This is a genomic window from Streptomyces pseudovenezuelae, from assembly GCF_029892565.1.
In the GTDB taxonomy this organism is placed as follows: domain Bacteria; phylum Actinomycetota; class Actinomycetes; order Streptomycetales; family Streptomycetaceae; genus Streptomyces; species Streptomyces pseudovenezuelae_A.
Window position 1 is genome coordinate 130,424 of record NZ_JARXVH010000015.1, and the last position, 14,778, is coordinate 145,201.

Consider the following 14,778-nt stretch of genomic DNA (forward strand, 5'->3'; position numbering starts at 1 on the left):
CCGACCTCCGTCCCGCCAAGCCCGGCGCAGGCGTCCGGTTCGATGTCAGTGCCTGCGGATACGCTCACCGGCATGGCTCTCAACACGTCCGCGGAAGCGCCGCTCCCCGTCGGTGAGGTCTCCCGGCTCATCGGGGGGTGGATCGACCGGCTGGGGGCGGTGTGGGTCGAGGGACAGATCACTCAGTTGTCGCGGCGGCCCGGTGCCGGTGTGGTGTTTCTGACGTTGCGTGACCCCTCGTACGACATCTCGATCAGCGTGACCTGTTTCCGGCAGGTGTTCGACACCGTCGCCGACGTGGTGAGCGAGGGCGCGCGGGTCGTCGTACAGGCGAAGCCCGAGTGGTATGCGCCGCGGGGGCAGTTGTCGTTGCGGGCCACGGAGATAAGGCCGGTTGGAGTGGGGGAACTGCTCGCGCGGCTGGAGCAGTTGAAGAAGTCGCTGGCCGCCGAGGGGCTGTTCGCACCGGAGCGGAAGAAGGCGCTGCCCTTTCTGCCGCAGTTGATCGGGCTGGTGTGCGGGCGGGCCTCCGCCGCGGAGCGGGACGTGCTGGAGAACGCGCGGCACCGCTGGCCCGCCGTCCGCTTCGAGGTGCGCAACGTCGCCGTGCAGGGCGTGCACGCGGTGCCGCAGGTCGTACAGGCCGTCAAGGAGCTCGACGAGACCGAGGGCGTCGACGTGATCATCGTCGCGCGCGGCGGCGGCAGCGTGGAGGACCTGCTGCCCTTCTCCGACGAGCAGCTCGTGCGGGTGGTCGCCGAGTGCCGTACGCCCGTCGTGTCGGCCATCGGGCACGAGCCCGACAACCCGCTCCTGGACTACGTGGCCGACCTGCGGGCCTCCACCCCCACCGACGCCGCCAAGAAGGTCGTGCCGGACGTGGGCGAGGAGTACGAGCGCGTGCGGCTGCTGCGGGACCGGGCCCGGCGGTGTGTGCGGGCCTTCGTCGAGCGGGAGGAGCGCGGGCTCGCGCAGGCGCTGGCACGGCCCTCGATAGAGGATCCGCACCGGATGGTGGACGAGCGGGCCGACCATGTCGCGGCCCTGCTCGACCGGGGCCGGCGCACCCTGGGGCACCTCCTGGACCGCGCCGACTCCGAGCTGACGCACACCCACGCGCGCGTGGTGGCCCTCTCCCCCGCCGCCACCCTCAAGCGCGGGTACGCGGTGCTGCAGAAGGCCGACGGTCATGTGGTGCGCGCGCCGGACGAGGTGACGGCGGCGGAGTCCCTGCGGGCGCGGGTCGCCGAGGGCGAGTTCACGGTTCGAGTCGACGCGGGCGATGCATAGGGTGGGCGGAATGACCAGCAAGGTGACGGAAGAGACGCTCGGGTACGAGCAGGCCCGGGACGAGCTGATCGAGGTCGTACGACGCCTTGAGGCGGGCGGTACGACGCTGGAGGAGTCCCTGGCGCTCTGGGAGCGGGGCGAGGAGCTGGCCAAGGTGTGCCGGCGCTGGCTGGACGGGGCCCGGGCGCGGCTGGACGCGGCGCTGGCGGAGGAAGAGGCCGGGGAGACGGAAGAGGCCGGCGCCGAGTAGGGACGGCACCGTCCCGTCGTAGAGGCCGACCGCAAGAACCGATCACGCATGTGAAGCGGATCACGTCATCCCGCTTTTTGTTGAACCTTGAACTTCATCTGGCGTACCTTCATGCCGTAAGCCGATCCGGACCGTGGTCCGGTTTCCCGGCTCCAGGCTACCCCCGAGGAAGTTCACGCATGTCTCTCGCTCTCGCCCCCGCCGCCCAGGACCTGCTGTTCCGCGAGGCCCGCACCGCCAACACCTTCACCGACGAGCCGGTGACCGACGAGCAGGTGCAGGCGATCTACGACCTGGTCAAGTACGGCCCGACGTCCATGAACCAGTCGCCCCTGCGCGTCACCCTGGTCCGCTCCCCCGAGGCCCGCGAGCGCCTCGTGCAGCACCTCGCCGAGGGCAACCAGAAGAAGACCGCCGCCGCCCCGCTGGTCGCGATCCTCTCCGCGGACAACGAGTTCCACGAGGAACTGCCCACCCTGTTCCCGCACTTCCCGCAGGCCAAGGACGCCGTCTTCGGCGAGCGCGCGGTCCGCGAGACCAACGCCTCCCTGAACGCCGCCCTCCAGGCCGCGTACTTCATCATCGGCATCCGCGCCGCCGGCCTCGCCGCCGGCCCGATGACCGGTCTCGACTTCGCGGGCGTCCAGAAGGAGTTCCTGGACGACGACCACACCCCGCTGATGGTCGTCAACATCGGCAAGCCCGGCGAGGACGCCTGGTTCCCGCGCTCCCCGCGTCTGGCGTACGACGAGGTCGTCACCACCGTCTGAGCAGTCCGGCCCGATCCCGCGACCCAAGCGCTCCGCGCATGACAGGGGCCCCCGCCAACGACGCCGAGGGCCTCTTCTTCGTATGCGCGCCCGTGTCCGTGGGCGGGTGGTCACTCCATCTTCAGCGCCTGCGCCATCTCCGTCAGCTGCGCGTACGAACCCGTGCCCGCGACCACCGTCGTCGAGCCCTTGTCCGCGAGCACGAGGGCGTCGTACCGGCCGCCGCTGTACCGCGTCCAGGTGCGGCCGTCGATCTGCTGGGTGGCCTTCGTCGCCTCGGCACCCTGGCTGGCGTCGTCGATGAACGCGCCCGCCTTCTGAGTCGACTGCTCGACCTGCACGTACTGACCACCGGGGGCGTTGAAGCCGAGGTGCCAGGCGTCGAACTCGTCGCCGCGGAAACGGACGGAGGTCGCCTTCCAGCTCGTGGCCAGGCCCTCCGGGGCGGCCACCGGATAGGAGGCGGCACGGCGCGCGGTGAGCAGTTCGACGCGGTAGTCGACCGGCTTGACGTCGGGGGGTGAGTCGTCGTGCGGAATGAAGACGTAGATGATCGCCGCCGCGATCAAGATCAGGCCCAGGGAGAGAATCATGTCCCGGACCGTCTTCTGCTTGCCGCGCTTACCGTTCGAACCTGCCACGCCCCCATCGTCGCAGGTGCCCGGCCCGCTCATCCGTGGGGGCCCCTGCTCATTTTGTCGGACTGACGATAGAGTCGATGGTCGAACCCTCATCCGGCCGTCGTCGTATCAGAAAGGTGCGCCTCGATGACCGAGCATCATCACTTGCCGTCCGAACTCGAAGTCCCCAGCGAAGCCCCCGACCGCAACCTCGCCCTGGAACTCGTCCGAGTGACCGAAGCCGCCGCGATGGCCGCCGGCCGCTGGGTCGGGCGCGGCGACAAGAACGGTGCGGACGGTGCCGCGGTGCGCGCCATGCGAACCCTCGTCTCCACCGTCTCGATGAACGGCGTCGTCGTCATCGGCGAGGGCGAGAAGGACGAGGCGCCGATGCTCTTCAACGGCGAGCGCGTCGGTGACGGCACCGGGCCCGAGTGCGACATCGCCGTCGACCCGATCGACGGGACGACGCTCAACGCCAAGGGCATGCCGAACGCGATCGCCGTGCTGGCCGCCGCGGACCGGGGTTCGATGTTCGACCCGTCCGCCGTGTTCTACATGGACAAGCTGGTCACCGGGCCCGAGGCCGCCGAGTTCGTCGACATCGAGGCCCCGATCTCGGTGAACGTCCGCCGGGTCGCCAAAGCCAAGCGGGTCACGCCCGAGGACGTCACCGTCGTCGTCCTGGACCGGCCGCGGCACGACGGGATCATCAAGGAGATCCGGGAGACCGGTGCGCGGATCAAGCTGATCTCCGACGGCGACGTCGCGGGCTCGATCCTGGCGCTGCGCGAGAGCACCGGCGTGGACCTGCTGCTCGGTATCGGCGGCACCCCCGAGGGCATCATCTCGGCCTGTGCCGTGAAGTGCCTGGGCGGTGTGATCCAGGGCAAGCTGTGGCCGAAGGACGACGCCGAACGGCAGCGGGCGCTGGACGCCGGGCACGACCTGGACCGTGTGCTCACCACCAACGACCTGGTGTCGGGCGAGAACGTGTTCTTCGTCGCGACCGGGATCACGGACGGGGAGCTGCTGCGGGGCGTGCGGTACCGCTCGGAGACCGCCACCACCGACTCCATCGTGATGCGGTCCAAGTCCGGCACGGTCCGGCGGATCGACTCGGAGCACCGGCTGAGCAAGCTGCGGGCGTACAGCGCGATCGACTTCGACCGCGCCAAGTAGCTCGGGGCGGAACAGCTCGCCCCGCGTCAAAAGGGCGCCCCCGGTGCGGTGGGGGCGCCCTTTTGACGCGGGTCAGCCTGCTTGGGCTATGTGGCCCGATGCCCTTGCTGCCTTCTTCAATTCCATGTCGCGGCGGCGCCTGCGGGCCAGGACCACTCGGCGTTCCGCTGCGGTGAGGCCGCCCCAGACTCCGTAGGGCTCCGGTTGCAGCAGCGCGTGTTCTCGGCACTCGACCATGACCGGACAGCCGGCACAGACGCGTTTGGCCGCCGCCTCGCGGGAGAGCCGGGCGGCGGTGGGTTCCTTGGACGGTGCGAAGAACAGGCCAGCCTCGTCGCGCCGGCACACCGCCTCGGTGTGCCAGGGTGCGTCTTGGTCCCTGTCCCGCACTGGCACCCGCTGGGCCGGAACGGCAGCGACCTGCAGGGACGAATGCGGCGGTTGCAGCACGGTCTACTCCTGACGACGGCTTCGCGAGCGAGAGACGATGCAGCAAGGCCTACCCGCTGTGCGCGTGCCTATGCACTGAGTTCCGAACCGCTGGGAATCGAGAGGGCCTTGCTCCGACGCGGTCCGACCGCGGGTGGACCGCGGGTGGACCAACTCCCTCCGGAAACCGATCGATTCGCAACCGTCAACGATCCAAGTGCTTGCGCAAATTCTTGTCGACCTTGCGCTGAACCCGATCGATGATGTCCGCGACGAGCTTGCCGCGCTTCGGCCGACCCTCGACATTGCCCAGTACGGCCCAGCCGTCGACGTACACGACGGGCGCCTCGGGGTCCTCCGCGTCGAGGTTGTCCACCTCGAAGTTGCCGAGCACGCCGCCGCCGGTGCCGCGCAGCGACACGTTCTCCGGGACGCGGATCTGGATGTCGCCGAAGACCGAGACGACCTTGATCACGACCTGCTGGTACTCGAAGATCGCCTCGCTGAGGTCTATCTCCACCGAGCCGAAGATCGAGTACACGTGGATCCGGCGCCCGGCGCGCCAGCGGCCCTTGCGGACGGCGGCGCTGAAGACCGCCACCACGTTGTCGTCGGCGTCCGCCGGGACCGCGCCCGGGGTCGGGCGGTCGGCGGCGAAGGAGGGGGCGGCCCGGCGGTGCGCGACCGGCAGGTCGCGGATGAAGACCTCCAGCTCACCCACCGTCTTGGCGGCGAGCACGCCCTCCACCCGCTCGGCGTGCTCGTCGGGCGTGAGCCGGCCCTCGGCGAGGGCCTCGCGCAGGATGTCGGCGATACGGTCCCGGTCGGCGTCCGAGGCGCGCAGCTCGACGACCTCGGGGTCGGCTGCGCGCGGCGCCGTGTCCTGCTGCTGAGGCTGCTTCTGAAGGTCCACGACAGCAGAGTACCGAAACGCGATAGATCGCGACTAGGGGGCGTGGACAGCCATCTCGGCCAACCGCGAATGCCAACTGAGGATTACCTCACAAGGACCGTGTCAGTGGCAGGTTCTACGCTGGTGGGCGCCCGCCAGTGTCGGCGGGTGGCCGTCTGTCGAGTGAGGAATGGGCTGAGATGCCTGAGTTCGCGTACACCGATCTGCTCCCCATGGGAGAGGACACCACCCCCTACCGGCTGGTGACCTCCGAGGGTGTCTCCACCTTCGAGGCCGACGGGCGGACCTTCCTCAAGGTGGAGCCGGAGGCGCTGCGCAAGCTCGCCGAGGAGGCCATCCACGACATCCAGCACTATCTGCGGCCCGCCCACCTGGCACAGCTGCGACGCATCATCGACGACCCCGAGGCGTCGAGCAACGACAAGTTCGTGGCGCTCGACCTGCTGAAGAACGCGAACATCGCGGCCGCGGGCGTGCTGCCCATGTGCCAGGACACCGGCACGGCGATCGTCATGGGCAAGCGCGGACAGAACGTGCTCACCGAGGGCGGCGACGAGGCCGCGCTGAGCCGCGGTATCCACGACGCGTACCTGAACCTCAATCTGCGGTACTCGCAGATGGCCCCGCTGACCATGTGGGACGAGAAGAACACCGGGTCGAACCTGCCCGCCCAGATCGAGCTGTACGCGACCGACGGCGGCGCCTACAAGTTCCTGTTCATGGCCAAGGGCGGCGGCTCGGCCAACAAGTCGTTCCTCTACCAGGAGACGAAGGCGGTCCTCAACGAGGGCTCCATGATGAAGTTCCTGGAGGAGAAGATCCGTTCGCTGGGCACGGCCGCGTGCCCGCCGTACCACCTGGCGATCGTCGTCGGCGGCACGAGTGCGGAGTACGCGCTGAAGACCGCCAAGTACGCCTCCGCGCACTACCTGGACGAGATCCCGGCGGAGGGCTCGGAGCTGGGGCACGGCTTCCGGGACAAGGACCTTGAGCAGAAGGTCTTCGAACTGACGCAGCGGATCGGCATCGGGGCGCAGTTCGGCGGCAAGTACTTCTGCCACGACGTGCGCGTGGTGCGGCTGCCGCGGCACGGGGCGTCCTGCCCGGTCGCCATCGCCGTCTCGTGCTCCGCCGACCGTCAGGCGCTGGCGAAGGTCACGCCCGAGGGCGTCTTCCTGGAGCAGTTGGAGACGGACCCGGCGCGGTTCCTGCCGGAGACCACCGACGAGCATCTCGAAGAGGCCGATGTCGTCCGCGTCGACCTCAACCAGCCGATGGACGACATCCTCGCCGAGCTGACCAAGTACCCGGTGAAGACCCGGCTCTCGCTCACCGGCCCGCTGGTCGTGGCCCGCGACATCGCGCACGCCAAGATCAAGGAACGCCTGGACGCGGGCGAGGAGATGCCGCAGTACCTGAAGGACCACCCGGTGTACTACGCGGGTCCGGCGAAGACCCCCGAGGGTTACGCGTCGGGCTCGTTCGGCCCGACCACGGCCGGCCGCATGGACTCCTACGTCGAGCAGTTCCAGGCCGCGGGCGGCTCCAAGGTGATGCTCGCCAAGGGCAACCGCAGCAAACAGGTCACCGCCGCGTGCGACGCGCACGGCGGCTTCTACCTCGGCTCCATCGGCGGCCCGGCCGCCCGCCTCGCCCAGGACTGCATCAAGAAGGTCGAGGTCGTCGAGTACGAGGAGCTCGGCATGGAGGCGGTCTGGAAGATCGAGGTCGAGGACTTCCCGGCGTTCGTCGTCGTCGACGACAAGGGCAACGACTTCTTCCAGGACCCGGCGCCCGCGCCGACGTTCACGTCGATTCCGGTGCGCGGACCCGGCCTCGCGTGACCGTGTGACCCTGTGACGGACGCCCGCCCCTGATTGGCGCAGGGGCGGGCGTCGTCGTTCCAGGTCGGGACCGGTCAGCCGGCGCAGATGGTGAAGTTGACCGTGTCGCCCGGCTTGATGGTCTTCGGAGCGTGCGGGGTCACCTCCAGCACCGAGGTCGGCTTGCAGCCCTTGACGGCCTTCTTGGTGACGGTGCCGAGTTTCGTCTGCGTCTTTTCGAGCACCGGCTTGGCCATGTCCAGGCTCAGGCCCGCGAGGGGGAGCCGCGTGGTCGTGCCGTCGCTGAAGAGGTAGAGCAGGGTGGTGGCGTCGTCGCTCTTGGTGGCCGTGCTGCTCGCCGCCGGGGTCGAGCTGCTGCTGCTCCCGACCGAGGTGGCCAGGGCCGTGCCCCCGCCCGCCGCGATGAGGGCGGCGGCGACCGCCGCGATGCCGACGGCACGGCGACGACGGGTGCGGCGCTCGATCTGGGGGGCGTCGAACGCGGGGGTCTCGGCGGAGTCCGCGAGTCGGTTCATGGCGTTCATCAGTTCCTCTTCGAAAGGTGTGCAGCCGGAAGGCCGTGCATCGCCGTACGAGGTCATCGGATTCCTTCCGTGTGCCGCTGGGCCGAAGGGCCGGAGAGTGCGGGGAACTGGCTTCTGAGCTTCTCGATGCCCCGGGCCAGCTGGGAGCGGACCGTGCTCGGCGTGATGCCGAGGTCGGCCGCTATCTCACCGTCCGAGAGATCGTGGAAGTACCGAAGCACCACCACCGTCCGCATCCGCATGGGCAGTTGCTGCAAGGCGCGCACCAACTGGTCCCTGCTGTCCACCTGTCCGTACTCGTCCCCCGGGGCGACGGAGTCGCCGGTCTCCGGGTGGGGAGTGGTGGTCAGGCGGCGGAATCTCCGCCAGCGGTCGTTGGCCAGGTTCACCATGATCCGCCGGACGTAGGCGTCCGGAGCGTCCTTCGCAGCGATGACGCGCCACTTGCGGCAGGCCTTCTCCAGGGTCTCCTGGACCAGGTCCTCCGCCGCCTCACGGTTGCCCGTGAGGACAAGGGCGCCCCGGAACAACGCGGTCGATCGAGCCGCCACGAATTCCTGGAAGTCCGATGCCGGGAGATCCGATGCCTTGAAGTCCGTCTCCACACGCTCCTCCCTTCCTGTCACCCCTTCTCGACGTGGACACGTCCGCTTCTGCTGCACGGCCGTTCTGAGACCTGGGTCACAGGACGGAAACCCGTTCGGGCGAAGTACGCGAAGAACGGCCCCGGTCCGGAACATCCGGGCCGCCCCGATCGCTGTACGAGGCATGAGCGACTACCGCATCGAGCACGACTCCATGGGCGAGGTCCGCGTCCCCGCCGACGCCAAGTGGCGGGCGCAGACGCAGCGGGCCGTCGAGAACTTCCCCGTCTCCGGGCAGCGGATCGAGCGCGCGCACATCGAGGCCCTGGCCCGGATCAAGGGGGCCGCGGCGAAGGTGAACGCGCGGCTGGGGGTGCTCGACAAGGACATCGCCGAGGCGATCCAGGAGGCGGCTGCGGAGGTCGCGCGCGGGGACTGGGACGACCAGTTCCCCGTCGACGTGTTCCAGACCGGCTCCGGCACCTCTTCCAACATGAACGCCAACGAGGTCATCGCGACGCTGGCGACCGAGCGGCTCGGCCGGGACGTGCACCCGAACGACCATGTGAACGCCTCCCAGTCATCCAACGACGTCTTCCCGTCCTCCCTGCACATCGCCGCCACCGCCGCGGTCACCCGCGACCTCGTGCCGGCCCTGGAGCACCTCGCCGCCTCCCTGGAGCGCAAGTCCGAGGAGTTCGCGGACGTGGTCAAGTCGGGCCGCACGCACCTGATGGACGCGACGCCCGTGACGCTGGGCCAGGAGTTCGGCGGATACGCCGCCCAGGTGCGGTACGGCGTCGAGCGGCTGCACGCCTCCCTGCCCCGGCTGGCCGAGCTGCCGCTGGGCGGCACGGCGGTGGGCACCGGCATCAACACACCGCCCGGCTTCTCCGCGGCCGTCATCGAGGAGGTCGCCCGCGCCACGGAGCTCCCGCTCACCGAGGCCCGCAACCACTTCGAGGCACAGGGCGCCCGGGACGGCGTCGTCGAGACCAGCGGACAGCTGCGGACGATCGCCGTAGGACTGACGAAGATCGCCAACGACCTGCGCTGGATGGCGTCCGGGCCGCGCACCGGCCTCGCCGAGATCTCGCTGCCGGATCTCCAGCCCGGTTCCTCGATCATGCCCGGCAAGGTCAACCCGGTCGTCCCGGAGGCCGTGCTCATGGTCGCCGCGCAGGTCGTGGGGAACGACGCGACCGTGGCCACCGCGGGCGCCGCCGGCAACTTCGAGCTCAACGTGATGCTGCCGGTGATCGCGAAGAACGTCCTGGAGTCGGTCCGGCTGCTGGCCAACGTCTCCCGCCTGCTGGCCGACCGCACCGTCGACGGCATCGTGGCCCACCGCGAGCGGGCCCGCGAGTACGCGGAATCCTCGCCGTCCGTGGTGACCCCGCTGAACAAGTACATCGGCTACGAGGAGGCCGCCAAGGTCGCCAAGAAGGCGCTGGCCGAGCGGAAGACGATCCGCCAGGTGGTGCTGGAGGGCGCGTACGTCGAACGCGGCGACCTCACCGTCGAACAGCTTGACGAGGCCCTGGATGTCCTGCGCATGACGCACCCGTAACCGATTGCGAACCAGAACCACAGTGTTCGTGAACCGTGACGCGGACCGCAGCGTCGTATGCCTGTGGCACCTAATATCTGTGCATGGCAGAGGGCGGAGCGGTGAGAGCTGAAGCGGAAGCGGGCGGTTCGACGGGATTCTGGGCCCCCGGGAGTCAGATCCTGTGGCGGTACCGGGAGAACGCGGGCGCGGGTTTTCACATCGCGCGCCCCGTCACGGTCGTACGTGATGACACCGATCTGCTCGCCGTGTGGCTCGCGCCCGGCACCGAGTGTGTGAAGCCGGTGCTCAGCGACGGTACGCCGGTGCACCAGGAGCCGCTGGAGTCGCGGTACACCAAGCCGCGCACCGTCCAGCGCGACACCTGGTTCGGCACGGGCGTGCTGAAGCTCGCGCGGCCGGGTGAGCCCTGGTCGGTGTGGCTTTTCTGGGAGCCGGGGTGGCAGTTCAAGAACTGGTACGTGAACCTTGAGACACCGCTGGTCCGTTGGGCCGGCGGCGTCGACTCCGAGGACCACTTCCTCGACATCTCCGTGCACCCGGACCGCAGTTGGCACTGGCGGGACGAGGACGAGTTCGCGCAGGCCCAGCGGGACGGGCTGATGGACGCCGAAGTCGCCGAGCGGGTGCGGGAGGCGGGGCGCTCGGCGGTGGAGGCGATCCGTGCCTGGGGCCCGCCGTTCCGCGACGGATGGCAGCACTGGCGCCCGGATCCGTCGTGGGATGTACCGTCACTCCCGGAGGGCTGGGACCGTATGCCCGCGCACATGTCCACATGAGACCCTTGATGCGCCCCCGGTCCGCAACCGTAGGATCGTCCTCCGCAAGGGCGCGCAGTAGCAACTCCCGGAGCATGCGCTGGGCTTGACCGATCGTCACCGAGGGGCGGCAGGACGTGAGCGAGGGGTACGAGGGCAACACCGACAGGGCCTGCGTGGACGCGGGTCCTGGCCCTGGGAGCCGCAGACGGTGCGCCGGTGGCGCAGGAACAGTTTCTGACCACGCGGGAATTCCGTTCCTGGGACACGTATTCCGGGTATCGGGTTTTCTGCGGGATGAACTGCGCGCGCGGCGCGCAGCCCCGGACGGACGGATTCGACACGCGTGACGGAGCACCCCATCTCCTTCGAGCGCCCACAGCCGGGCGTCGACCCCGCTGACCCCCGCGGGGCGCTCCTGCACACCCCGACACCGGCGCCCACGACGCCCTCGGCCGCCTTACCCGCACAGGCGCGCACGGGCGAGACGCCGTCGACCCCGGGCACGGCCCATCCGTGCGACAAGGACATGGGCAAGGGAACAGATCCGGCCACTCCCGCGGGCGGCTCGGAGCACTCGCAGCCGGCCGTCGCGGAGCAGGACAATCACCGGCCGCGGCCCGCGCCCGAGGGCATCCCGGCCCAGCCCGGCGCCGAACAGACGGGGCTGCAGAGCTCCGGCGGCTCGGAGCGCCGTACCGGACAGGGACTGCCGCCCGGGCGGCCCACGCCCATGCGGCGGGACGGGGACCGGCTGCGGTTCGTGGGCGCCGCCACCCGGCGGATCGCCCGCGGCATCGACCTCGACGAGATCGTCATGGGGCTGTGCCGGGCCACCGTGCCGACGTTCTCGGACGCGATCCTGGTCTATCTGCGCGACCCGTTGCCGGTCGGCGACGAGCGGCCCACGGGCCCGTTGCTGCTGCGGCTGCGCCGCACCGACCGGATACCGGCGGAGCGGGACAGCGAGGCCGGGTTCACCCCCGCGCTCCAGCCGGAGCCCGCGGAGGTGACCGAACTGGACACGCTCGGCGCCGAGTTGTGCGAGGTCCGCCCCGGCAGCGCGCTCGCCGAGGTGCTGCGCGGGGTCCGCCCGGTCTTCACGGACGCCCCCGCGGCCCGCGCCGCCCTGCCCGAACTCCTGGGCGAAGGCTGCGAGTTCAGCGTGCCCGGAGGCCAGCGCGCGATCCTCGCCCCGCTGCGCGGCCGCCGCCGGGTGATCGGCGCCGCGCTCTTCCTGCGCCGCCCCGAGCGCATCGCCTTCGAGCCGGACGACCTCCTGGTCGCCGCCCAACTGGCCACGCACAGCGCGCTCGGCATCGACAAGGCCGTCCTCTACGGCCGCGAGGCCTACATCGCCGACGAGCTGCAGCGCACGATGCTGCCCGAGACGCTCCCGCGCCCCACGGGCGTCCGACTGGCCTCCCGCTACCTGCCGGCCGCCGAGACGGCCCGGGTGGGCGGCGACTGGTACGACGCCATCCCGCTGCCCGGCAGCCGGGTCGCCCTCGTCGTCGGCGACGTCATGGGCCACTCCATGACCTCCGCGGCGATCATGGGCCAGCTGCGCACGACCGCGCAGACCCTGGCCGGTCTCGACCTGCCCCCGCAGGAGGTCCTGCACCACCTCGACGAGCAGGCCCAGCGCCTTGGCACCGACCGCATGGCGACCTGCCTCTACGCGGTCTACGACCCGGTCTCGCACCGCATCACCATCGCCAACGCCGGCCACCCGCCGCCCGTCCTGCTCCACCTGGGCGGCCGGGCCGAGGTGCTGCGGGTGCCGCCGGGCGCCCCGATCGGCGTCGGCGGGGTCGACTTCGAGGCCGTCGAGCTGGACGCGCCCGCCGGGGCCACCCTGCTCCTCTACACCGACGGCCTGGTCGAGTCCCGCCTGCGGGACGTCTGGACCGGCATAGAGCAGCTGCGCGAGAAGCTCGCCGCGGTCGCGCAGCTGACCGGACCCGACCATCCGCCGCCCCTTGAAGCCCTGTGCGACGAGGTGCTCGACATGCTCGGCCCGGGTGACCGGGACGACGACATCGCGCTGCTCGCCGCCCGCTTCGACGGGATCGCGCCGAGCGACGTGGCGTACTGGTTCCTCGAACCGGAGGACGCGGCCCCCGGCCGGGCCCGCCGGCTGGCCCGGCGGGCGCTGTCCCGCTGGGGCATGGAGGACATGAGCGACTCGGTCGAACTGCTGGTCAGCGAGGTCGTGACGAACGCCGTGCGGTACGCCTCCCGGCCGGTCACCCTGCGGCTGCTGCGCACCGATGTGCTGCGCTGCGAGGTCGGCGACGACGTGCCGCAGCTGCCTCGGCTGCGACAGGCGCGGGCCACCGACGAGGGCGGGCGCGGGCTGTATCTGGTCAACAAACTGGCCAGACGGTGGGGAGCGACCCGGCTCAGCACCGGCAAGGTGGTCTGGTTCGAGCTGAACCGGAACTGAATCAACTTTGGATCAAATCCAAAAGTTGCCGACATCATGTTGGAGGCGTTGACTGCTGGGGTACGCGAAGCGCCTGACCGACCCCTCACCCGAGGATGGGAGGACAATCGTGACGCAGGCACCCCAGCACGTTCCGTACACGACGACCAACGCGGGCATCCCCGTGGAGAGCGACGAACACTCGCTCACCGTCGGGTCGAACGGCCCGATCCTGCTCCAGGACCACTACCTCATCGAGAAGATGGCCCAGTTCAACCGGGAGCGGGTACCCGAGCGCGTGGTCCACGCCAAGGGCAGCGGCGCGTACGGGACCTTCGAGGTCACCAACGACGTCAGCCAGTTCACCAAGGCGGATCTCTTCCAGCCCGGCAAGCGCACCGAGATGCTGGCCCGCTTCTCCACGGTCGCGGGCGAGCTCGGCTCCCCGGACACCTGGCGCGACCCGCGCGGTTTCGCCCTCAAGTTCTATACCGAGCACGGCAATTACGACCTGGTGGGCAACAACACCCCCGTCTTCTTCGTCCGTGACCCGCAGAAGTTCCAGGACTTCATCCGCTCCCAGAAGCGCCGGCCCGACAACGGGCTGCGCGACCACGACATGCAGTGGGACTTCTGGACCCTCTCCCCCGAGTCCGCGCACATGGTGACGTGGCTGATGGGCGACCGGGGCGTGCCGCGGACGTACCGGCACATGAACGGGTACTCGTCCCACACCTACATGTGGGTCAACGCCGGCGGCGAGCGCTTCTGGGTCAAGTACCACATGAAGACCGACCAGGGCGTCGAGTTCCTCACCCAGGCCGACGCCGACCGGCTGGCCGGCGAGGACGGCGACGTGCACCGCCGGGACCTGTTCGACTCGATCCAGCGGGGCGAGCACCCGTCCTGGACGATGCGGGTGCAGGTGATGCCGTTCGCGGACGCGGCCGACTACCGCTTCAACCCGTTCGACCTGACCAAGGTGTGGCCGCACAGCGACTACCCGCTGATCGAGGTCGGCCGGATGACGCTGAACAAGAACCCCGAGGACCACTTCGTCCATATCGAGCAGTCCGCGTTCGAGCCGTCCAACCTGGTCCCGGGCATCGGCCCGTCCCCGGACAAGATGCTGCTCGGCCGCCTCTTCTCGTACCCGGACACGCACCGGTACCGCATCGGCCCGAACTACACCCAGCTGCCGCCCAACCGGCCGCGCTCGAAGGTGAATTCGTACGCCAAGGACGGACCGATGCGCTACGAGGCGGCCGACGTGGGCGCCCCGTACGCACCGAACTCCTACGGCGGTCCGGCGGCGGACGTGCAGCGGTTCGGGGACATCGCCGGCTGGCAGGCGGCGGGCGAGATGGTGCGCGAGGCGTACGCGCTGCACCGCGAGGACGACGACTTCGGGCAGGCGGGCACGATGGTCCGGGAGGTGCTGGACGACGCGGCCCGCGACCGGCTGGTCTCCAACATCGCCGGACACCTGCTGGACGGCGTCTCCCGTCCGGTGCTGGCCCGCGCGCTGCAGTACTGGCAGAACGTCGACAAGGAGCTCGGCGAGCGGGTCGCCGCCGAGGTCGACGGAGGCTGACGCGGACCGAACGAGCGAGGGC

14 protein-coding genes are annotated in these 14,778 nt (G+C 70.1%); 9 read left to right on the plus strand and 5 right to left on the minus strand.

The genetic code is table 11. The features are described 5' to 3' along the window. The first annotated feature begins 72 nt into the window (after nucleotides 1–72). The 3 genes from xseA (at nucleotide 73) to M2283_RS37430 (ending at nucleotide 2,310) form a co-directional block, all read left to right on the plus strand. Nucleotides 73–1,290, plus strand: a complete 1,218-nt coding sequence (gene xseA, locus M2283_RS37420; protein WP_280880942.1) for an exodeoxyribonuclease VII large subunit — start codon at nucleotides 73–75, stop codon at nucleotides 1,288–1,290. Nucleotides 1,291–1,300: 10 nt separating this feature from the next. After that, entirely contained in the window at nucleotides 1,301–1,540 is a 240-nt protein-coding gene (locus M2283_RS37425) for an exodeoxyribonuclease VII small subunit (protein WP_280880943.1), read from the plus strand. A gap of 179 nt (nucleotides 1,541–1,719) precedes the next feature. Next, complete coding sequence (locus M2283_RS37430) at nucleotides 1,720–2,310, plus strand: malonic semialdehyde reductase (protein WP_280880944.1); 591 nt, start codon at nucleotides 1,720–1,722, stop codon at nucleotides 2,308–2,310. A gap of 110 nt (nucleotides 2,311–2,420) precedes the next feature. Here M2283_RS37430 and M2283_RS37435 read toward each other — a convergent pair whose 3' ends face one another. Continuing rightward, nucleotides 2,421–2,951, minus strand: coding sequence for a DUF4245 domain-containing protein (locus tag M2283_RS37435; RefSeq protein ID WP_280880945.1), 531 nt, complete (start codon nucleotides 2,949–2,951; stop codon nucleotides 2,421–2,423). A 126-nt stretch (nucleotides 2,952–3,077) separates the two neighbouring features. Between M2283_RS37435 and glpX the strand changes: the two genes are divergently transcribed. After that, nucleotides 3,078–4,112: a class II fructose-bisphosphatase gene (glpX, locus tag M2283_RS37440; protein ID WP_280880946.1), complete on the plus strand. Its 1,035-nt coding sequence runs from the start codon at nucleotides 3,078–3,080 to the stop codon at nucleotides 4,110–4,112. A gap of 72 nt (nucleotides 4,113–4,184) precedes the next feature. Here the strand turns inward: glpX and M2283_RS37445 are convergent, their stop codons facing one another. Then, on the minus strand, nucleotides 4,185–4,562 hold the full coding sequence (locus tag M2283_RS37445; RefSeq protein WP_280880947.1) for a WhiB family transcriptional regulator: 378 nt from the start codon (nucleotides 4,560–4,562) through the stop codon (nucleotides 4,185–4,187). Nucleotides 4,563–4,746: 184 nt separating this feature from the next. Next, the gene (locus M2283_RS37450; protein ID WP_280880948.1) at nucleotides 4,747–5,454 is read right to left on the minus strand and encodes a DUF1707 SHOCT-like domain-containing protein; all 708 of its coding nucleotides are present in this window, start codon (nucleotides 5,452–5,454) and stop codon (nucleotides 4,747–4,749) included. A 179-nt stretch (nucleotides 5,455–5,633) separates the two neighbouring features. Between M2283_RS37450 and M2283_RS37455 the strand changes: the two genes are divergently transcribed. After that, on the plus strand, nucleotides 5,634–7,298 hold the full coding sequence (locus M2283_RS37455; protein WP_280880949.1) for a fumarate hydratase: 1,665 nt from the start codon (nucleotides 5,634–5,636) through the stop codon (nucleotides 7,296–7,298). A gap of 74 nt (nucleotides 7,299–7,372) precedes the next feature. On the opposite strand, the gene M2283_RS37460 is transcribed toward M2283_RS37455, so the two are convergent. Together M2283_RS37460 and M2283_RS37465 are read right to left on the minus strand one after the other, a co-directional pair. Continuing rightward, nucleotides 7,373–7,822: a hypothetical protein gene (locus tag M2283_RS37460; protein ID WP_280880950.1), complete on the minus strand. Its 450-nt coding sequence runs from the start codon at nucleotides 7,820–7,822 to the stop codon at nucleotides 7,373–7,375. A gap of 53 nt (nucleotides 7,823–7,875) precedes the next feature. After that, on the minus strand, nucleotides 7,876–8,427 hold the full coding sequence (locus M2283_RS37465; RefSeq protein WP_280880951.1) for a SigE family RNA polymerase sigma factor: 552 nt from the start codon (nucleotides 8,425–8,427) through the stop codon (nucleotides 7,876–7,878). Nucleotides 8,428–8,590: 163 nt separating this feature from the next. Between M2283_RS37465 and M2283_RS37470 the strand changes: the two genes are divergently transcribed. The 4 genes from M2283_RS37470 to M2283_RS37485 all read left to right on the plus strand — a co-directional run bounded on the left by M2283_RS37470 (nucleotide 8,591) and on the right by M2283_RS37485 (nucleotide 14,756). Continuing rightward, on the plus strand, nucleotides 8,591–9,976 hold the full coding sequence (locus M2283_RS37470) for a class II fumarate hydratase (RefSeq protein WP_280880952.1): 1,386 nt from the start codon (nucleotides 8,591–8,593) through the stop codon (nucleotides 9,974–9,976). Between the two features lie 83 nt (nucleotides 9,977–10,059). Then, on the plus strand, nucleotides 10,060–10,755 hold the full coding sequence (fomD, locus tag M2283_RS37475) for a cytidylyl-2-hydroxypropylphosphonate hydrolase (RefSeq protein WP_280880953.1): 696 nt from the start codon (nucleotides 10,060–10,062) through the stop codon (nucleotides 10,753–10,755). A 325-nt stretch (nucleotides 10,756–11,080) separates the two neighbouring features. Further along, nucleotides 11,081–13,183 (plus strand): SpoIIE family protein phosphatase, encoded by a 2,103-nt coding sequence (locus tag M2283_RS37480; RefSeq protein ID WP_280880954.1) that lies wholly within the window; start codon nucleotides 11,081–11,083, stop codon nucleotides 13,181–13,183. A gap of 109 nt (nucleotides 13,184–13,292) precedes the next feature. Then, nucleotides 13,293–14,756 carry a catalase gene (locus tag M2283_RS37485; RefSeq protein ID WP_280880955.1) on the plus strand — a complete coding sequence of 488 codons (1,464 nt, stop codon included), beginning with the start codon at nucleotides 13,293–13,295 and terminating at the stop codon, nucleotides 14,754–14,756. The last annotated feature ends 22 nt before the right edge of the window (nucleotides 14,757–14,778 follow it).

Bases quoted from the DNA above. Each gene is read 5' to 3' on its own strand.
- xseA (WP_280880942.1), top strand. From the start codon at position 73: ATGGCTCTCAACACGTCCGCGGAAGCGCCGCTCCCCGTCGGTGAGGTC.
- M2283_RS37425 (WP_280880943.1), top strand. From the start codon at position 1,301: ATGACCAGCAAGGTGACGGAAGAGACGCTCGGGTACGAGCAGGCCCGG.
- M2283_RS37430 (WP_280880944.1), top strand. From the start codon at position 1,720: ATGTCTCTCGCTCTCGCCCCCGCCGCCCAGGACCTGCTGTTCCGCGAG.
- glpX (WP_280880946.1), top strand. From the start codon at position 3,078: ATGACCGAGCATCATCACTTGCCGTCCGAACTCGAAGTCCCCAGCGAA.
- M2283_RS37455 (WP_280880949.1), top strand. From the start codon at position 5,634: ATGCCTGAGTTCGCGTACACCGATCTGCTCCCCATGGGAGAGGACACC.
- M2283_RS37460 (WP_280880950.1), bottom strand. From the start codon at position 7,822: ATGAACGCCATGAACCGACTCGCGGACTCCGCCGAGACCCCCGCGTTC.
- M2283_RS37470 (WP_280880952.1), top strand. From the start codon at position 8,591: ATGAGCGACTACCGCATCGAGCACGACTCCATGGGCGAGGTCCGCGTC.
- fomD (WP_280880953.1), top strand. From the start codon at position 10,060: ATGGCAGAGGGCGGAGCGGTGAGAGCTGAAGCGGAAGCGGGCGGTTCG.